We start from the raw sequence: 19318 nt of genomic DNA on the forward strand, positions 1-19318 counted from the left end.
TGTGCCGGTGGTGCCCGACCCGCTTTCACTCCGGGAATTCACGAGCCCCGCCCGGCGCAGGGGGGCTCACGCCGGAATGGTGTGGCGGTGTTGTGTGTGTCGGGTTCGGATGTCGTAATAACCAGGGCTGCGGCTCGCTTTCTCGGTTTCCCTGGCGGCCGTCACCCGCCCGCGCGAGCGTGACCGCGCGGACCGGGTGCGGATTCCCGCTCCGGTAGAAAGAGGCAGGAACATTGATTGTCGACAACGCTCTTGTCCGGTACTACGAAGAGATCCGCGCAGCCCTGCGGGACCTCCTGGGTGACCAGGAAAAGACCGGTTCCGAAGGTTTCACGCCGGGCGTCGAACTGCCCGAGCTCACCGCGGCCATGCACGAGTACCTCGCGGTCTCCGGCCTCGCCCACGCCGCCATGCCGTCGTACCGGGGCCGGAGCCTCGCGCTGCTCGACCTCACGCGCAACCCGGCCACCATGACGACCAAGACCTTCGCGTCGCTGGTCATCGTGGCCAGGGCGGTCCGTTTCATCCAGGACACCGGACAGCGGGTCACCATCGTCACGCCGTCCTCCGCCAACAAGGCCATCGCCATGCGCGACGCGGTGCTCCGGGCCATCCGGACCGGCCTGGTGGACGCCGACCGGCTCAACGTCGTCACGGTGGTCCCCGAGGGGGCCGTGGGCAAGCTGCGCAGCTCCGAGCTGTTCACCGACCCCGGTCTGCGGGCGCGCAACCCGATCGCGGTGTACGGGGGCGCGGAGCCCGGCACCGTGAAGGCCATCGCCCTCGGGTTCGTCGACGAACACCGGAACGCGGTCGAGAAGGAGTGCGAGACCAACCTCTGGTACACCCTCCAGCTGGAGAACTACCTGGCCGCGGACGTGGTCAGGGCGCTGGCCGAGGCCGACCTGTTCCCGTCGGCGCCCGGCGAGGCCCGGCTGCACGTGCACTCGGTCTCCAGCGCCTACGGGCTGCTCGGCCACGCCTACGGCCGCAGCCGGCTCCCCGCCGACGTCCGCTCCCGGACCCTGCCGCCGCACTACTTCCTGGTCCAGCACCTGGGCGCCCCCGACATGGTGCTCAGCCTCTACAACGAGGGCTCCACCGACACCGGGAACCTCCCGGCGTACGGCTACGACGCGGAGACGGGGCTCTTCACCCAGAGCGCCGACCCGCGGTACCCCGCGCGGACCTTCGACCCGGGGGAGGCCCTCGACCCGACCTTCTACACCCGCAACCCGCCCACCTCGACCCGGATGAACGAGCTCATCCGCACCCAGGGCGGCGGCGGCATCGTCGTCTCGCTCGCCGAGTGCCTCGGCCGCTACGGGCAGGTGCGCGCGCTGCTCGGGGAGGCCGGCGTGCGGCTGCCCGCGAACCCCACCGCGCTGCGCGAGTGGTCCCTCGTGATGGCGGTGACGGGCCTGCTCAACGCCGTCGACCGGGGGCTGGTGCCGGAGACCGACATCCTGGTGCACGGCTCCGGCAGCTACTCGGCGACGGACTACGGCCACCTCACCGTCCGGGACCTGCACCCGGTGACCACCGCCGAGGACCTGCGGCGCGTGGTGCTGGGCGCCACGCCCTCCGCCTGACCGACCGAACCGGCCCGCGCAACGGGCCCCGGCCCGCCCGCCCCGCCGACCCCCGCCGCCGACGAACCACCGAGGTGACAGCCCCGTGGCCACTGCCGTCCCGCCCCCGCGCGCCACGCCGCAGCAGCGGCTGCGCATGCACACCGGTTACCACTGGCGCAACAGCGGCAACCCGGTCCTGACCACCGCCCGGACCGCCTGGGACACCCGGGACGGCGCCACCTTCCCGGCCGTCCACTCGGAGGGCGGGGGGCTGTCGGTGAGCTACGCGGGCCTCGCCGAAGGCCTCGCGTACACCCTGGAGTTCACCGAGCTCCGGCGCGACGCCGACGTCCACGGCGTGCGGCGCCGGAGCGGCCGGCTGACCGGAGCGGCCCTCCGGGACCCCGCGCGGCTGCCCGACGCCGACATCGTCATCGTCGGCACGAGCGCCGCCCGGGCCCGGGCCCTGCCGCGCCAGGCCTCCCTCATCGTGCCGATGCGGGTGCACTTCGTGATCGACTTCGACGCGGACCCGGACACCGTGCGGCAGCGCATCTCCAAGCGGGAGCGCCAGCAGTTCAAGCACGACCTGAAGAACCACGACTGGACCTGGGGGCTCAGCCGGGACCCGGCCTGGTTCGACCACTTCTACGACCGGCTCTACCGCCCCACCATGTTCCAGCGGCACGGGGACCGCGAGCGCACCGAGACCAAGGACGTCTCCTACGAGTGCCTCTTCCGCGGCGGCCGGATGTTCGTCCTGCGGCAGGACGGCGAACCGATCGGCGGAGCGCTCTGCCACTGGGACCGGGCGTCGCGGACGATGACCCTGCGCCTGCTGGGCGTGGTCGACGGCGCGCGGGAGCACTACGACAGCGGCGCCTTCAAGGCGATCTACCACTTCCTCATCGACTGGTGCGCCCGCCACGGCGTGCGCCGGCTCGACTTCCAGGGCACCGAACCCTTCGTCAGCAAGGGCACCTACCAGTGGAAGCGGCGGTTCGGCACCCGGGTGGTGCCCCCGCCCAACCACTTCGGCGCCAAACGGCTGTGGCTCCAGGTCCGCGGTGACACCCCGGAGGTGCGGGACTACCTGGTCGCCAATCCGGTCCTGGCCGAGCGGACGGACGGCTCCCTGGAAGCGGTCTACTTCCGCGACGCGCGGCGCGCCCCCCGGCTCGACTACTCCGCCAAGTCCCCGGGGGTGGCGGCCGTGCGCGAGGTGGACCTCGACGAGTTCCTCGCCGGAGCGGTCCGCGGGCCCGCCGGAAGGGCCCGCCCGTGACCGCCCCCTGGTACGGCACCGCGCCGCCGCCGCTCGGCGCCCGGCGCGAACTGCCCGCCGTCCGGCGGGAGCTGGCCCGGGTGGAGGACGGCGAGTACGCCCGGGTGGTGCCGGTCGCGTCGTCCCTGCGGCCCGTCCTGCTGCCGCGCACCTCCTACGACGAGCTGTTCACCGCCACCGCCGACCTGCTGGCGCTGCTGCGCCGGACGCTGCTGGAGAGCGCTCCGACGGCGGCCGGCCGGATCGCCGCGCTCGGCGCCGACGAGGCGATGTACCCCCTGGTCATGGACGGCCCGGTCGAGGAGGACTACGCCACCTGCATCGCCCGTCCCGACGTCATGGTGGGTGCCGACGGCCCCAGGTTCCTGGAGTTCAACATCGGCTCCGGCATCGGCGGGGTGGTGGACACGGCCCTGCACACCGCCGCGTGGGTGGCGGCCTTCGGCGGCCCCGGACGGACGCCGTTCGACGCCGTCGATCCGCTCGCGGTGCGCGACGAGCTCTTCGTGCGCGCCGTCCGGGACCTCGGCGTCAAGCCCGCGGTCGCGATCGTCGGCACGCTCCGCGACTTCGGCGGCGCCCCGAGCCGCTACTTCGAGATCCAGGAGGAGTCGCTGCGCCGCCGCGGCCTGGCGGCCGAGACCTTCGAGCCGGAGGACCTCCTCGACGGGCTCGGCCTGCCGGGGGAGCCCCGCTACCGGCTCGGGCTGCGCCACTTCACGATTCTCGAATGGCTCGGCCACGGCATCGACCTCGGCCCGGTGCGGACGGCCCTGGACGCCGGCGTGCGGTTGATCGCCAGCCAGACCGCGTACCTGGTCGCCAACAAGAAGGTGCTCGGCTGGGTCTCCGAGGGGCGGCCGTGGATGACGGACCGGGACCGGCGGACCGTCGAGCGCTACCTGCCGTGGACGCGCGTGGTCGGCGACCGGCCCGTCGAGCGGCACGGCCGGACCGTGCCGCTCCCGGACCTGCTCCTGGAGCACCAGGAGGACTTCGTGCTGAAGCCCGCGATCGGGATGAGCGGGCAGCAGGTGCTGGTGGGCCGCTCGTGCGCGCCGCAGGCCTGGCGGGCGGCGGTGACCGCGGCCGTCGCGGCGCAGGACCACATCGCCCAGGAGTGGGTGGAACCCGCGCCGTACCGGATGGAGTTCGACGGCCCGGACGGCTCCGGCAGCCACGAGGCCGAGGTGGTCCCGGTCTTCAGCCCCTTCCTGTTCGACGGCCGGGCCGCCGGCTGCATGGTGCGCTACCTCCCGCCCGAGCGGGACGGCGTGGTCAGCATCCACGGCCACGGCGCCCTGTCGAACGTGGCGTTCGCGCTCCGCTGACCCTCGCGACTCTCCCCAGGAGGACGACATGACGACCTACTCGCGGGCCGACTACGGCCCGGTGTCCGTGGCCTACACGGCCGAACTCGACGGCGGCGGCAACACCTTCGGCCGGGCCTACGCGCCGTTCGTCCGGTCCCGGTTCGGCCGGGTCGGCTCGGTCTTCGAGTGGTGCGCCGGCCCCGGGTTCATCGGCTTCTCCCTGCTGGCGGCCGGACTGTGCGACTCGGTCGACCTGGGCGACGTGAACCCCGCCGCCGGGGAGGCGGTCGAGCGGACGATCGTCGAGAACGGCCTGCGCGGCCGGGCCCGCTTCCACCTGTCCGACGGCTTCGACGACGTGCCCGCCGACCTCCGCTGGGACCTGATGGTCGGCAACCCGCCGCACGTCAACCAGGACGCGGCCGCCTCGGACTACCAGCGCTCGCACTCGCCGCTGATCTGGAAGGACACCGACTGGGGCATCCACCGCTCCTTCTACGCCGCGGCGGCCAGGCGGCTGCGGCCCGGAGGCTCGGTCGTCGTCCAGGAGAACCACCGCTTCTCCACCCCGGAGGACTTCACCGGCATGGTCGAGAAGTCCGGCCTGGAGGTCGTCGGTGCCTTCGACTGCGGCGAGGGCCACGAGGACTACTACTTCCTCTGGTCCCGGCTGCCCGGGCCCCGGACGTCCTGAGGCCCCCGCTCCGAACACCGGCTCCACCCCGACCCCCACCGGAAACCACAGCGCGAGGAGAGCGCATCATGCTGCGTTCCATGATGAAGTCCAAGATCCACCGGGCGACCGTGACCCAGGCCGACCTCCACTATGTCGGGTCGGTCACCGTGAGCGCCGACCTGATGGAGGCGGCCGACCTGCTCCCCGGCGAGCAGGTCGACATCGTGGACATCGACAACGGCGCCCGGCTCACCACCTACGTCATCGAGGGCCCCCGCGACTCCGGGGTCATCGGCATCAACGGCGCCGCCGCCCGGCTGATCAGCCCCGGGGACCTGGTGATCATCATCGCCTACGGGACAGTCACCGACGACGAGGCCCGGGACCTCAAGCCCCGGGTGGTCTTCGTCGACGGGCACAACCGGCCGGTGAGCGTCGGAACGGATCCCGCCGACGCGCCCGAGGGCTCCGCGCTGCGACGCGGCGACCAGGTGTCCCCGTGACGGGGACCGCGGAGCGGACGGGCGGCCGCGGAGCGCAGGGGCGGCCGCGCACGAGCCCCGTGATCACGTGGATCTACCAGTCCGAGGACCTCGACCCGGCCGGGGTCGCGGCGTTCGAACAGGGCATCACCCGGCGCTACTCGGCGCTCTCGCGGCCCCGCGGCCTCGACTTCCGGGTGATCAGCGCCACCGAACTGGTGCCGTCCTGCGTGGGCGGCCGGCCGGTCCTGCGCCACGGCGACGAGGACCTGCTGGAGCAGCGGCAGTGCTTCATCGTCGAGGACATGGCCACCGACCCGCAGGGCCTCCAGGCACTGCGGGCGGTCTACCGCACCATCGAGGCGAGCGACTCCGTCCTGCTCAACCGCTCGTACACCGGCCCCGACTACCTGGAGCGCGACAAACTCGCACAGCTCCAGCACGCCGCCGGCCTGGACATCCGGACCGCGGACACCGTCGCCGTGCCGCCCGGCAGGTACGCCCGGCGGGTGCTCGGGGAGGTGCGGCGCGGCCTCGGCGACGGCCCGTACATCGTCAAGCCCCGCGAGCTGACCGGCGGTTACGGGGTGCTGCGGGTCGACTCGGAGCAGCAGCTCGGCGCCGTGGTCGACCTCGTCGCCCAGGCCGTCGGCGGGTACCTGGTGCAGCCGCTGATCCCGCACCACGGCGACATGCGCGTCTACCTGGCCGACGGCGAGGTCGTCTCGTCGATGACCCGTCGCCCCCGCCCCGGCGGCTACCTGGCGAGCGTCAGCCAGGGCGGGTCCGTCGACGTGAACCGGGACCACGACCTGGTCGCGGACCAGTGCGTCCGCCTCGCCCGCGAGCTGCGGGCCGAGTGGATCTGCGTGGACTGGCTGATGACGGACTCCGGGCCGGTGCTGAACGAGTGGAGCACCGCGCACGGCGGCTTCACCGTGATGCCCGAGCCGGAGCTCGGCAAGGTCGCCGACGCCTTCTTCGGCTGGATAGCCCGCCGCTTCGAGGGGAAGCCGGCCGGCCGCTGAGCCGGCGGGCCGGCTGAGCTGACGGCCGTCCGGGGCCCGGGCCCGTGCCGCACCCGCTCGATCCGGCGGGTGCGGCACGGGCCCGCGGCGCGTCGTCCGCGGCGCGTCGTCCGGGCCGCGCTCAGCCCCGGTCGGCCGGGCGGAACGCCTGGCGCAGCCGCACCGCCCAGACGATCACCGCCGCCAGCGCGATCGAGACCACGGCCGTGGCCATTCCGGCCTGGATGCCGACGGAGACGGTGATGCTGCTGGCCACCAGCGCGCCGAGCGGGACGCCCAGGCCCGAGGACAGCATCCGGCGGGTGGTGTTGACCCGGCCCTGGAGCTCGGGCGGCGTCACCTCCTGGGAGTACGTCATGGTGTTCACCAGGACGACGAGGTACGCCGTCCCCCACGCGGCCAGGGCCGCCGACGCGACCAGCCAGTCGGAGGTGAGGACGACGACGAGGCCGAGCAGCGCCCCGACCGGCAGCACGCCGAGGAGCAGCGGGAAGGCCTCGAAGCGCCGCCGCAGCCGGGGCAGCAGCAGGGAACCGCCGATGCCCCCGGCGCTCCAGGCCATGAAGAGCAGGCCGATCCGCCCGTCGGAGCCGTGGATGCCCAGCGAGCGGTCGGCGAAGACGACCAGCTGGCCGACGATGGCGCCGCCGGAGAACGACTGGAGGGTGCCGACCACGGTCATGACCCGCAGCGTGGGGTGGCCCGCCAGGAACCGCAGCCCCTGGCCTATCGACTCCTTGAAGCCCGGCCGCTCGGCGCGCGGGGTGGCGGCCCGCGGCGCCACGTTGGTGACCGCCCTGATGAACAGTGCCGACACGGCGAAGCTCAGGGCGTCGAGGGCGAGCGTGCCGGCCGGGCGGAAGAGCGCGATGAGGCCGCCCGCCACGGCGTTGCCGACGATGCGGACGACGGTCTCCGCCCCGTAGATGGCACTGTTGGCCTGGGTCAGGCCGTCCTTCCCGACGATGTCGGGGACGAAGCCGTAGACGCCCGCGTCGAAGAACAGGGCGAGGCTCGCGGACAGGAACGCCACCAGCATGACGTGCCACGCCGTCAGCGCGCCCAGGGCCCAGGCCAGCGGCACGGTGGCGAGGCAGAGGGCGTTGAGCCAGTCGGTGGCGATCATCAGCGCGCGCCGGTCCACGCGGTCCGCGACGGCGCCCGCGATCAGACCGAAGGCCAGGTAGGGCAGTGTCCCGGCGGCCGCGACCAGGGAGACCAGCAGCGGCGACCCGCTCTCCTGGAAGACCAGGACGGGGAGCGCCACGGTGGTGATGGCGGACCCGAGGCCCGAAACGGCGCGGGACAGCCAGAAGTTGCGGAACCCCTCGATGCGGCGGAGGGGGATCGCCTGCGCGGTTGACATCTCGTGATCGGTTTCCGTTCCTCGGGTGACGGTGGGTGGTGCCGGCGAGAGGTGGTGCGACCGGCGGCGGGTTCCCGGCTGGTCAGGGGGCGCCCGGGCGGCGCGGGTGCCGCCGCCGGGGGCGTTCCGTGGTGCCCGGACGACCTCCCCGCGCCTGCCGGGATCCTGACGTCCCGACAGGTCGGCGCGGCGGTGCCGCCGTGCGGGCCGGGCCGGAACCGAAAACGGTCGACACCCGACCCTGGCCGGTGGCCGGGACGGGTGTCGACCAGGGTCGAGGAGGTCTTCGCGGGGCCCGCGAGGGCGGGTCGTGCACATCGGGGCCGCCGGGCGTCCGCCGGCGCCGGGCTTCCGGCATCGGGGCGGGCTGACGGTGACGTCTCCACAGCGCGGTGTCTCGGGCGGTCGGTCCGGAATCACGAAACATTCGGCACTGTAGCAGTTCGTTGCGCTCATGACACCCGTGGAACGGCGGTCGTCGACCGCCCCGGGGCGGACGGCGGGGGCGAGGCTTCACTTCGCCCCCGCCGTGGTGGACCCGGTGAGGGTGCGCGAGGGGGACTGCCGGACGGGGGCGGGGGGACGTCCGGCCCTCGCCCGGTCGCTGCCGCCGGGGTGAGGATCGGAGGCATGGAACGCGAACGTGAGGCGGTCGGCGAGCGGCAGTGGCTGGCGCTGCTGGCAGGACGGCAGGTGGGACGTCTGGTGTACACGGTCGGCGCGCTGCCCGCCGTGCTCCCGGTCCGCTTCCGTCTCGAGGGCGACGGTTCCCTGCTGTTGCGGGTACCGGTCACGGTCGGGCTCGGACGGGCCCTGGACCAGGCCGTGGTGGCCTTCGAGGTGAGCGACGTCAGCGAGGCGGACGGCGGCGGCTGGAGCGTCACCGTGCTCGGGCACGCCACCGCGACGCCGGGAGCGGACAGCGTGCGCCTGCGGGCGGAGCTGGTGACGGGCCGGCGGCTGGCACCGGCGGCCCCGGCCGAGGAGTGACGCCCGGCGGCGCCCTGCCGTCGGCGCCCTACGGCTGTGCCAGCGGCGCCTTCCACACCAGCTGCGTCCCGTGGTCCTCCGGCGTCCGCAGTTCGAACGTGCCGCCCACCTTGCCCGCCCGTTCGGCGAGGTTGGCCAGTCCGCTGCGGCGGCCGCCGGCAGGGATGCCCACGCCGTTGTCGGCCACCGTGAGGACGACGTCCGTCCCGGTGGCCCGCAGGACGACCTCCACCCGGTCGGCGCGGGAGTGCCGCGCGGCATTGCTCAGGGCCTCCCGGAGCACGGCCATCACCTGCTCGGCCAGATCGGCGGACACATCGGTGTCGAGCAGCCCCTCCATGCTGAGCCGGGGCGCGAAGCCGAGCGACTCCTGCGCCTCGCCGACGACCAGGGCGACCTGGGCGCGCAGGCTGTGGGTGGCGTCCCGGTCACGGGCACGCAGACCGAAGATCGTCGATCTGATGATCTTGATGGTCTCGTCCAGATCGCCCACCGCGCGCACCACCCGGTCCGCCGCTCCCGGGTGCTCGATGAAGCGGGAAGCGCTCTGCAAGGTCATCCCGGTGGCGAACAGCCGCTGGATCGCGAGGTCGTGCAGATCACGCGCGATGCGGTCGCGGTCCTCCAGCAGAGCCAGCTGCTCGGCGTCGTCGCGGCGGGCGGCCAACTCCAGGCCCAGTGCCGCCTGGTCGGCGAAACCGAGCAGCGGCCCGATCTCCTCCGTGGAGAACTCGGGCCGCCCGGCCGGCCGGGCCAGCAGCAGCACCCCCTGGACCTCACCGGTGGCGGCGCCGAGCGGGACCGCGACCGCCGGGCCCAGGCCCTCGAAGCGTCGCGGCCCGGCGGCGAACCGGGGGTCCGCGGGAAGGTCGGCACTGGTGGCCGGCGCCCCGCTGGCGTACGCCGCGCCGGACAGGGTGCCCTCGGCCGGGACGGTCAGCCCCAGCCTTCCGGCGGCGTCCGCGCCGAGGGCGAGTTCGACCATCAGCCGGTCCGACCCGGGCAGCGGTACGGACACGTCGGCGAGCTCCGCGCCGGTGATCTCCCGGGCGCGCTGGGCGATCAGCTCCAGCACCTCCCCGCGCGGGCTGCCGGACAGCAGGCCCCGGGTGATCTCCGCACTGGCGTGCAGCCAGCGCTGCTGGCGCTGGGACTCCTCGTACAGCCGGGCGTTGTCGATGGCCACGCCCGCGGCCACCGCCAGGGTGGAGATCACCGTCTCGTCATCGGTGTCGAACTGGGCCCCGCCGCGCTTCTCGGTGAGGTAGAGGTTGCCGAACACCTGGTCGCGGACCCGGACGGGCACGCCGAGGAAGGTGCGCATCACGGGGTGGTTCGCCGGGAAGCCGTGCGAGGAGGCGTGCGCGGACAGGTCGACCAGCCGCAGCGGCTCCGGGTGGTGGATCAGCTCCCCGAGGATGCCCTTGCCCGTCGGGTACGGGCCGATCGCCGCGATCTCCTCCTCCGACAGCCCGACCGTGTGGAACTGCGACAGGGTCTCCCCGTCCGCTCCGATCACTCCGAGCGCCGCGTACCGGGCGTCGGCCAGGACCGCCGCCGCCTCGACGATCCGCCGCAGCACCTGCGTGAGGTCGAGCTCACGGCCGACCGAGAGCACCGCTTCCAGCAGGCTGTGGACCCGGTCACGGGTGCCGCGCACGGCGTCGATGCGGGCCTGGAGCTCGTCCAGCAGCTCGTCAAGGCGCAGCTGCGGCAGCGGTGATGCGGCTTCGTCCCCGCCCACGGGTGACCTCCTCGACGTGTACGACCCGTCTCAGCAGGGCCCTCGGGTTCACAGTAGCGGCCGGAGGACAGACGGTGGCAGCCCGCCCCGTGCCAGGCCCGCAGGCGGCCGCCGGGGAGGATGCCACGCCGGTCGTGGAGCCGCTGTGCCGGGGGGAATGGCCACGGTCACCAGCCGGCCCGACCGCCGCACCGACGACACCGTCGCCCTGCACCCCGCCCGCTGATGGGGCCGTTCGGCCCTTGTGGCGCGGTCCCGGCGGCGGGAGGGTGATCGGTGCCCGTGGACTGCGGGGCCCGTCGGCGCCGGTAGGAGGACCTTGGAAGTGGGCGGGGGGATCACACCTCTGGCGGACGGGCGGATCCCGCCGAACGTCGGGCCGGGCCGCACGACCACGGCCTCCGTCCCGGCACGGGTCGGCGAACGAGGACGCGTCCCGTCCCGCCGGCCCGATCGCCGGCCCGGCCCGACCGAGGGCTCCTCATGAACGGCGACGCCGTCGGCCGGGGCGTCGCGGCCCGCCGGCAGACCCGGCCGCCGGTCGCCGCCCGGCGGATGGTCCCGCTGGAGCGGGGAGAGTGTCTCGACCTGCTGGCCGGCGTCCCGCTCGGCAGGGTCGTCTTCACCGAGAGCGCGCTGCCGGCCATCCGCCCGGTCAACCACATCGTCGCGGACGGGGCGATCATCATCCGTACCCACGAGGGCGCGGCCCTGACCACCGTCACCGCGGGCACCGACGCGCCGGGCGTCGTGGTGGCCTACGAAGCCGACGCCATCGACCCCGACACCCGCCTCGGCTGGAGCGTCGTCGTCACCGGCTATGCCCGGCTCGTCACGGAGCCCGACCGGCTGCGCCTCTACGAGCAGGTCCTGCAGCCGTGGATGGACGCCCCGATGGACTACACCGTGCGCATCCAGCCCGAACTCGTCACCGGCTTCCGCCTGACCGAGCGCGCTCTCCGGTAGGACGGCACCGCGGCCTGGCCGGTCGGCCCCGGTGCCGGGCCGCCGGGGCCGGATGAAGCGCCGCCGGCGGGCGGGGCGGCCGAGGGTCCGCCGCGAGCATTGCGCGGTGAGCGTTAACAGTCCGATGCCTTGACGGTGCCTCAGCGTCTGGCCATAGTGATGGTCGGCGCAGCGCAGCGGGGGTGTCCTCGCCGCCCTGTGCGCGTTTTCATCGGCCATAAATTGTTAGCGCTAACAATTGGACGCCTTCTTCCTTCCCCCACCCCACGAAGGAGTTCGTTCATGACCATACGATCGTGGCGGAGCCGCGCTCGGCGGGCGCTGACGGCGGTCGGAACGACCGCGGTGCTCGCCGCCGGTCTGCTCGCCGGCACAGCCACCACCTCGCAGGCCGCCACCCAGGGGCCGTGCGACATCTACGCCGCGGGCAGCACCCCGTGCGTCGCCGCGCACAGCACCACCCGGGCCCTGTACGGGGCGTACGGCGGCCCGCTGTACCAGGTCAGGCGCGCCTCCGACAGCGCGACCAGGGACATCGGCCTGCTGAGCGCCGGCGGCTACGCCGACGCCGCGGCGCAGGACTCCTTCTGCGCCGGCACCAGCTGCGTCATCACCGTCATCTACGACCAGTCCGGCAAGGGGAACCACCTCACCCAGGCGCCCGGCGGCGGGGCGGCCGGCGGGCCGGACAACCTCGCCAACGCCTTCGAGGCGCCGGTCACCGTCGCCGGCCACAAGGCGTACGGCGTCTACGTCGCCCCCGGGACCGGCTACCGGAACAACCGGACCAACGGCATCGCCACCGGCGACCAGCCCGAGGGCATGTACGCGATCTTCGACGGCACGCACTTCAACGGCGGCTGCTGCTTCGACTACGGCAACGCCGAGACCAACAACCTGGACACCGGCAACGGCCACATGGAGGCCCTCTACTTCGGCGACAACAAGAGCTGGGGTTCGGGCAGCGGCAACGGCCCCTGGGTGATGGCCGACCTGGAGAACGGCCTGTTCTCCGGGGTCAACCGCGGATTCAACGCCAACGACCCCAGCGTCGACCACCGGTTCCTCACCGCCATGCTCAAGGGCGCCCCGAACCAGTGGGCGCTCCGCGGCGGTGACGCCCGGACGGGCGGCCTGTCCACCTTCTACAGCGGGGTGCGCCCCAACGCCACCGGCTACAACCCGATGCACAAGGAAGGCGCGATCATCCTCGGCATCGGCGGTGACAACAGCAAGTGGGCCCAAGGGACCTTCTACGAAGGGGTGATGACCCAGGGCTACCCCTCGGACGCCACCGAGAACGCCGTCCAGGCCAACATCACCGCCGCCGGCTACAACAGCGGCTCGACCGGCACCGGCACGCTGACCCCCGGCTCCCGGATCTCCCTTCAGGCCACCACCGCGCCCTGCTGCACCTCGCACTACCTGCGCCACAACGCCACCGACACCAAGGTCGTCATCTCCGGCACCACCTCCTCCAGCCCGGCCGCCGACAAGGCCGACGCCACCTGGATCGTCCGCGCCGGCCTGGCGAACACCTCCTGCCTCTCCTTCGAGTCCGCCGACAGCCCCGGGCGGTTCCTGCGCCACTACGACTACGAGCTCTACCTGGACTTCGACAACGGCGCCGGCTCCTTCGCACAGGACGCCACCTTCTGCCCCACCAGGGGCAACAGCGGGGTCGGCACCTCCTTCCAGTCCGCCAACTTCCCGACGAAGTACCTCCGCCACTACGACTACACGGCCTACATAGCCGGCAACGGAGGCTCCAACAGCTGGGACAGCTCCGCCAGTTGGGCTGCCGACACCAGCTGGCTGGTCGCCCAGCCCTGGGGCTGAGCCACCGGGACAACCGGCGACCTCTCCACGCCGTTCTCCCCTCGTTCCGACCGGGAGCCCCGCGGGTCACCTGACGGACCAGCGGGAGGAGCCCCAGCCGACGCGCGGCTGGGGCTCCTCGCTGTGGTGGGTGCCGGTCAGCGCTGGAGGGTGAGGAGGCCGGGCCGCCAGGGGAGCTGGTCGTAGGGGCCGGTCGCGGTGGGCGACTTGCCCTGGTAGAGGAGTTGCAGGTGGCAGGGGTCGACGGTCATGGTCTGGTCTGGGTTGTCGCGGACGAGGTCGCCGTGGCTGATGTCGTTGGTCCAGGTGGCGCCGCTGTTGGCCTTGCCGGCGAAGGGGTTGTTCTCGGTGGCGGCCTGCGGGGTCCAGGTGCCGTTCAGGCTGGTGGCGGTGAAGGAGCGGAAGTAGCGCTGATCGTTGGCGCCGCGGGCCTCGACGAGCATGAGGTACTGGTTCTGGCCCTTGACCTTGTAGACCTGCGGGGCCTCGAAGAGGTTCTTCACCGTGTCGGTCATGACGGTGGTGTAGGAGGAGCCGAAGTTGCCGGGGAAGTTCCCGATCGGCATGCTCGCCCGGTAGATGCTGCCGTTGTCACCGGCGAAGAACAGGTACATGTTCTGGTCGTCGGCGATCAGGGTCTGGTCGATCGGGGCGGCGCCGGGGATGCCGCCGGTGAACAGCGGCTGCGGCGCGGACCAGCCGTTGGGGTTGGTCGGGTCGCTGGACGTGCGGTAGATGAACGGCCACGCACCCCACTGGTAGGCCAGCACCCAGATGTTCTTCGGCGCGAAGTAGAACAGGGTGGGTGCCACCGCGTTCTGGTTCATCCCGGTCTGGGGAGCCGAGGCCATGTCCGACCAGTTGGTGAACGGGGCGAACGCCATCGAACCGTACGACGAGCCCGCGACGTTCGACGCGTACACCAGGTGCTTGCCGTTGTACGTCGTGGTGGTGAAGTCCTTCAACGCACCCCAGCCGTTCGCCGGCTGCGCCAGCGCACCCGTCGAGGACCAGCGGTACGTCGACGGAAGGGCGCACGTACCGCCCGGCGAGGCCGGCGTCGACGAACCGGACGGCCTGAGGTTCCAGTGCTGGTTGGCGGCGCCCCAGGAGTCCCAGATCTGGACGGGCGTACCGTTGGCGGTCTGGTTGCCGGGGGTCTCCAGGGCGCGGCCGCTGGCGACGTTGGTGAGCGTATAGGAGCCGTCGCCGTTCCGAGCGGCCTTCCAGCGCTGGTTGGCGCCACCGTGGGAGTCCCAGACCTGGAGCTTCGTCCCGTTGCCCGTCTGGTTGGCCGGCTCGTCCAGGACCCGGCCGCTGGCGACGTTGGTCAGGGTGTAGGAGCCGTCGTTGTTCCTGGTGGCGCGCCACTGCTGGTTGGCCGCGCCGCTGGCGTCCCAGACCTGGAGCGGGGTGCCGTTGCCGTTCTGTCCGGCGGGCTCGTCGAGGACGCGCCCGCCGGCTCCCGCCGCGGAGAGCGTGTAGACGGTCCCGGAGGCGATGCCGTCGGCCGAGGCGCCGCCGCCGGCGTTGCCCAGGGTGGTGAGTACCGCGTTGTGGGCGGGCTTCCTGTTGCCGTTGCCGTCGAACAGCAGGGGGTTCTCACCGGTCCGCCAGGAGTCCCTGTCACGGATGCCCCAGACGGTGACCCCCGTGCAGCGGGCGACGTCGAGGCAGGCCTGGACGGCGTCGCGGTACGCGGTGGCGGACGCCTGGGCGATGTCGAGTTCGGTGATCTGGACGTCCACGCCGAGGGCGGCGAAGTTGGCCAGCGTGGTCCGGTAGCTCGCCGGCGGGCCGCTCGCGGCGAAGTGGCTCTGGAAACCGACGCAGTCGATGGGCACGCCGCGGGACTTGAAGTCCTTGACCATGGCGAAGACGCCCTGGGTCTTGGCGTCGGACCAGTTCTCGATGTTGTAGTCGTTGTAGCAGAGCTTGGCCGCCGGGTCGGCGGTGCGGGCGGTGCGGAACGCCTCCTCGATGAAGCCGTTGCCCAGCGCCTTCTGGAACACCGAGTCGCGGTGCTGGCCGCTGCCGCCGTCGGCGAACGCCTCGTTGACCACGTCCCAGGCGTAGATCCTGCCCTTGTAGTGGCTCATCTCCTGGGTGATGTGGTTGTTCATCACGCTGCGCAGGGTGGCGGGGTCGGTGGTGGACTTGACCCAGTCGGGCAGTTGGGAGTGCCAGACCAGGGTGTGGCCGCGCATCCGCTGGCCGTGCGCGTTGGCGTGGTTGACGATCGAGTCCGCGGCGGCGAAGTTGAAGTTGCCGCGGGAGGGTTCGACGGCGTCCCACTTCATCTCGTTCTCCGGGGTCACCATGGTGAACTCCCGGTCCAGAACGGTGGCGTACGTCGAGTCACCGAGCCGGCCCGAGGCCACGGCCGTGCCGAAGTAGCGGCCGCCGGCGGCCGCCGCGTCGCCGAGCGAGGCCGGCTTGCCGGCACTCTGTGTGCGTGCGGCCTGGGCGACCAGCGGTACGGCGGCCCCTGCGGCGGCGAGCGCGACGGCGGTGGCGATCAGGCGGCGGGTTGCCGGACGGCGGCGATGAGAGCGTTTCTGAGCTGGCAACGGCATGTCCTTCTGGCGCTGGGGGCGTTGGCCTCGCCCCCGGTTACCCGTCAGTTGCCGCCGAGCAGGGGAAGGTTGCCGTAGCCGGGAAGGAATCTCATCGGCGTCCTGGAGACCTCACGCGCCCGGCCGGTTTCCGGTGTGCGTGGCCCTCCCGCCGGTGCGCGCTCTCGTCACACGACGGCGTAGGCCTCGGCCTGGCGGTCGATGAGACGAGGGGTGATCCGGGTGAGGACCAGCTGCTGGTACGCGGCACTCTCGCGGTGGGCGACCAGCGCCTGCTCGTCCTCGTACTCGGCGAAGACGACGAAGGCGGACCGGTCGCGCAGGGAGCGGACCACCCGGAAGGAGAGCACACCGGGCTCGGCCAGCGCGGCCTCGGTGACGGCGGGGAGCAGGTCGGCGACGCTTTGCTCGGCGCCGGTGTCGGCGAGCCAGTCGCTGATCACGACGAGGGACACGGCGGGTCCTTCCGGGTGGTGCGGGGCGGCCCGGCCCTGGTGGCCGGGCCGCCGGGGGGCGAGGGGGGTCAGGGGACGGTGACGACGATCTTGCCGCGGGTGTGGCCGTCGGCGTTGAGGCGCTGGGCGTCGGCCGCCCGCTCCAGGGGGAACGTCGCCGCGACCTCGACGGTGAGCCGGCCGCTCTCGGCGAGGCCGGTCAGGGCGGTCAGGTCGGCGACATCGGGGCGGACGAAGACGTAGTGGCCGCCGAGGGCGAGGACGGCGCCGTCGGCGACGGAGGCGAGGCGCCCGCCGTCGGCGAGCAGGGCCGGCGAGATCCGGAGGGCTTCGCCGCCGACCAGGTCGAGTACGGCGTCGACGCCGTTCGGTGCCAGCGCGCGGACGCGGTCGGCCAGGCCGTCGCCGTAGGCCACCGGCTCGGCGCCGAGGGCGCGCAGGTAGTCGTGGTTGCGCTCGCCGGCGGTGCCGATCACCCGGGCGCCCAGGGCGACGGCGATCTGGACGGCGAGCGAGCCGACGCCGCCGGCGGCCGCGTGGACCAGCACGGTCTCGCCCGGCTTGAGCTCCAGTGCGCGGGTCAGTGCCTGGTAGGCCGTGAGGCCGGCCAGCGGCAGGCCGGCGGCCTGCGTGAAGTCGAGGTTCGTCGGCTTGCGGGCCAGGGTGCGCACGGGCGCGGCGACGTACTCGGCGAAGGTGCCGCGGCGCACCACGTCCTCGCGGACGTAGCCCATCACCTCGTCGCCCGGGGCGAACTCGGTGACCCCGGGGCCGACCCGCTCCACCACGCCGGCGACGTCCCAGCCGGGGATCACGGGGAAGAAGACGTCCAGCGCGCCGTCGAGGTAGCCGGCCTGGATCTTCCAGTCGACCGGGTTGACCGAGGCCGCCGCCACCCGGACCAGAACGGAGTCCGGGCCGAGCTTGGGCTCGGGCACCTCGCCGTACTCCAGGACGTCCGGCCCGCCGTAGCCGCGGTAGGTGATGGCCTTCATGGTGGTGCTCCCTGCAACAAGTATTGAGTCACTCGATGGTTAATGTGCTCAAGTAATGTCGACGGTAAGGCTGAATGGTTGAGGCTGTCAAGTAATCGCCCGACGTGCCCGGCCGCCGCCGTCCCGAGGGCGACCGGGGGCGGGTGTGGAACAGGGACCGGTGCCGAGTGGCGCCGGTCCCTGGCGGGGCGGGGTGGGTCAGTGGTGGTCGGGGGCGTACTGGTCGGCGGTGCGCGGGGGGCGGGGGTCCTTCGGGGTGAAGGCCGTGGTCCAGGGAGTGGTGAACGCACCTGGTGCGGGACGGTGGGCCGCTCCCGCACCAGGACGCTCGACGAACGACCGGTCAGAGGGAGCTGGTGATCACGGTGCCGGTGTGGTTGCCGGGGATGGTGGAGAGGTTGAGGGTTTCGGGGGCGGTCCAGGTGCCGTCGGCGTGGCGGGCGGTGAGGAGGAGCTTGTTGTCGTTGGTGGTGACGGCGAACTGGGCGTCGGTGTCGACGGGGGCGGAGCTGATGCCGGTGCCGGAGATGCTTCCGACGACGTCGACGAGAGAGGTCATAGGCGACCAGCTGCCGCTGGCGTAGCGCAGGGTGTGGTACTGGCCGTCGCTCGCGACGAGAGCGAGGTCGAGGTCGTTGTTCTGGCGCGCGATGGTGACCGCGGTCACGGGCCCGGTGGTGCCGGCGGCCTCGGCGACCGACCCCCAGAGGGACCAGCTTCCGCCCGCGTTACGACGGGTGTGGTAGACCTTCCCGCCCGACACGGCGGCGATGTGCAGCTCCCCGCCCGCGGCTCCGGCGGCGGCGATCGAGGTGATGCCGTCGAGCGGGCCGGTGACCTCGGTGACCACCTTGAACGAGGACCACTGGCCGCTCGCCGAGCGGACGCTGTGGAACAGGGTGCCGTCCGCGACGACCACCACATGCAGGTCGTCGCCGACCGGGGCGATGGTGACCTGGGTGATGTTCCCGAGGTCGGAGACGGTGGTGTTGAGGTCGACGAACTTCTGGCCCCAGCCGCCGTCGAGGTTGCGGATGGCATGGTGCAGGTGCCCGTCACCGCCGAGGGCGATCACGTGGGTGGCGGTGTTGATGCCGGCCGAGGAGACCGCGCGCACGCCGCCGATGTTGCCGGCCGCCGCCTGGACGTCCTCGTACGGGGTCCAGGAACCGTCGTAGAGACGGGACGCGAAGTAGAGGTTGGCGTCGCTGCGCACCAGGGCCTGGGTCTTCCAGCCCACGGCCTTCGCCCGGGTCTGCTGGACCCAGCCGGCGATGTTGTCGGTGCGGGAGTTGTGGGCGCCGGTACGGGTCTCGGTGGCGGGGACGCCCAGGCAGCCGCCCTGCCAGGAGCGGGAGGCGACGGCGACCAGCTCGGCCCGGCCGTTGACCTCGCGGACCACGGGGGCGCCGGTGTCGCCCTTGCAGATCGCGGCGCCGCCGGTGCCGGTGGTGCCCAGGCCGGTGGCGCTCACGGTGTCGAGGGAGAAGGCGCCGGTGTGGAGCTTGAGCGGCACCCACTCGTTCTTCGTCTGCCCGTACCCGGGCACGCGCAGGGTCTGCCCGGCGGTGGGTGCGGTGGTGGAGACGGGGAGCGGGGCTATGCCGTCGACGGGGGTGGCGAGGCGGGCCATCACCAGGTCGCGGTCCTGGCGCGGCACCAGCTCGGCGATCTCGGCGGTCTTGCCGGTGGAGGTGGTGAGGTCGGTGCGGCCGATGGTTGCGGTGGTCCTCCACTTGGGCGCGCCGGCCGCCAGGGCCTGCGGCTGTGCCGGGTCGTCGGCGAAGCAGGAGGCGGCGGTGAGCACCCAGCTGCGGTCGACCAGTGCGCCGGTGCAGGCGCGCAGGTTGTCGCCGATCACCAGGCGCGCGGTGAAGGCGTAGGAGCCGTCGGCGGCCGTGTCGCCGGAGACGGCGCCGGCCGGGGGCGTGGCGAGGGTGGTCAGGGCTCCGGCGGCGAGGACGGCGGCCAGTGCGCCCGCCCGGAGGTCGCGGGGCGAGGAGGTGCGAGGCATGAGTGGGTTCCCCCA

At 72.9% G+C, this 19318-nt stretch carries 15 protein-coding genes; 9 read left to right on the plus strand and 6 right to left on the minus strand.

Annotated features, from left to right (window positions below):
- Nucleotides 1–233 precede the first annotated feature (233 nt).
- From ACZ7RU_RS21145 to ACZ7RU_RS21170, 6 genes are all read left to right on the plus strand, one after another.
- Nucleotides 234–1592: a DUF6002 family protein gene (locus ACZ7RU_RS21145; protein WP_470342468.1), complete on the plus strand. Its 1359-nt coding sequence runs from the start codon at nucleotides 234–236 to the stop codon at nucleotides 1590–1592.
- Between the two features lie 85 nt (nucleotides 1593–1677).
- The gene (locus tag ACZ7RU_RS21150; protein WP_470342469.1) at nucleotides 1678–2859 is read left to right on the plus strand and encodes a GNAT family N-acetyltransferase; all 1182 of its coding nucleotides are present in this window, start codon (nucleotides 1678–1680) and stop codon (nucleotides 2857–2859) included.
- A complete protein-coding gene (locus tag ACZ7RU_RS21155) occupies nucleotides 2856–4190 on the plus strand; it encodes a hypothetical protein (protein WP_470342470.1) in 1335 nt (444 codons plus the stop codon). Before ACZ7RU_RS21150 ends, ACZ7RU_RS21155 begins: the two co-directional genes overlap by 4 nt.
- A 28-nt stretch (nucleotides 4191–4218) precedes the next feature.
- Nucleotides 4219–4866 carry a methyltransferase gene (locus ACZ7RU_RS21160; RefSeq protein ID WP_470342471.1) on the plus strand — a complete coding sequence of 216 codons (648 nt, stop codon included), beginning with the start codon at nucleotides 4219–4221 and terminating at the stop codon, nucleotides 4864–4866.
- 68 nt (nucleotides 4867–4934) lie between these two features.
- On the plus strand, nucleotides 4935–5351 hold the full coding sequence (gene panD, locus ACZ7RU_RS21165; protein WP_470342472.1) for an aspartate 1-decarboxylase: 417 nt from the start codon (nucleotides 4935–4937) through the stop codon (nucleotides 5349–5351).
- 59 nt (nucleotides 5352–5410) lie between these two features.
- The gene (locus tag ACZ7RU_RS21170; protein ID WP_470342473.1) at nucleotides 5411–6358 is read left to right on the plus strand and encodes an ATP-grasp domain-containing protein; all 948 of its coding nucleotides are present in this window, start codon (nucleotides 5411–5413) and stop codon (nucleotides 6356–6358) included.
- A gap of 121 nt (nucleotides 6359–6479) precedes the next feature.
- Here the strand turns inward: ACZ7RU_RS21170 and ACZ7RU_RS21175 are convergent, their stop codons facing one another.
- On the minus strand, nucleotides 6480–7724 hold the full coding sequence (locus tag ACZ7RU_RS21175; RefSeq protein WP_470342474.1) for an MFS transporter: 1245 nt from the start codon (nucleotides 7722–7724) through the stop codon (nucleotides 6480–6482).
- Between the two features lie 630 nt (nucleotides 7725–8354).
- On the opposite strand from ACZ7RU_RS21175, the gene ACZ7RU_RS21180 reads away from it, so the two are divergent.
- On the plus strand, nucleotides 8355–8714 hold the full coding sequence (locus tag ACZ7RU_RS21180) for a pyridoxamine 5'-phosphate oxidase family protein (RefSeq protein ID WP_470342475.1): 360 nt from the start codon (nucleotides 8355–8357) through the stop codon (nucleotides 8712–8714).
- A gap of 28 nt (nucleotides 8715–8742) precedes the next feature.
- On the opposite strand, the gene ACZ7RU_RS21185 is transcribed toward ACZ7RU_RS21180, so the two are convergent.
- On the minus strand, nucleotides 8743–10458 hold the full coding sequence (locus ACZ7RU_RS21185) for a GAF domain-containing sensor histidine kinase (RefSeq protein ID WP_470342476.1): 1716 nt from the start codon (nucleotides 10456–10458) through the stop codon (nucleotides 8743–8745).
- 483 nt (nucleotides 10459–10941) lie between these two features.
- Here ACZ7RU_RS21185 and ACZ7RU_RS21190 point away from each other — a divergent pair, with 483 nt between their 5' ends.
- Nucleotides 10942–11424 carry a pyridoxamine 5'-phosphate oxidase family protein gene (locus ACZ7RU_RS21190; RefSeq protein ID WP_470342477.1) on the plus strand — a complete coding sequence of 161 codons (483 nt, stop codon included), beginning with the start codon at nucleotides 10942–10944 and terminating at the stop codon, nucleotides 11422–11424.
- Between the two features lie 282 nt (nucleotides 11425–11706).
- Nucleotides 11707–13263 (plus strand): alpha-L-arabinofuranosidase B, encoded by a 1557-nt coding sequence (locus tag ACZ7RU_RS21195; protein WP_470342478.1) that lies wholly within the window; start codon nucleotides 11707–11709, stop codon nucleotides 13261–13263.
- A gap of 137 nt (nucleotides 13264–13400) precedes the next feature.
- On the opposite strand, the gene ACZ7RU_RS21200 is transcribed toward ACZ7RU_RS21195, so the two are convergent.
- The 4 genes from ACZ7RU_RS21200 to ACZ7RU_RS21215 all read right to left on the minus strand — a co-directional run bounded on the left by ACZ7RU_RS21200 (nucleotide 13401) and on the right by ACZ7RU_RS21215 (nucleotide 19303).
- Entirely contained in the window at nucleotides 13401–15839 is a 2439-nt protein-coding gene (locus tag ACZ7RU_RS21200; RefSeq protein ID WP_470342479.1) for a non-reducing end alpha-L-arabinofuranosidase family hydrolase, read from the minus strand.
- 167 nt (nucleotides 15840–16006) lie between these two features.
- Nucleotides 16007–16294, minus strand: a complete 288-nt coding sequence (locus ACZ7RU_RS21205; protein ID WP_470342480.1) for a putative quinol monooxygenase — start codon at nucleotides 16292–16294, stop codon at nucleotides 16007–16009.
- A gap of 68 nt (nucleotides 16295–16362) precedes the next feature.
- Complete coding sequence (locus tag ACZ7RU_RS21210; protein WP_470342481.1) at nucleotides 16363–17289, minus strand: NADP-dependent oxidoreductase; 927 nt, start codon at nucleotides 17287–17289, stop codon at nucleotides 16363–16365.
- 343 nt (nucleotides 17290–17632) lie between these two features.
- Entirely contained in the window at nucleotides 17633–19303 is a 1671-nt protein-coding gene (locus ACZ7RU_RS21215; protein WP_470342482.1) for a trypsin-like serine protease, read from the minus strand.
- Nucleotides 19304–19318 lie beyond the last annotated feature (15 nt).

This window comes from Kitasatospora sp. NPDC114501, assembly GCF_055633695.1.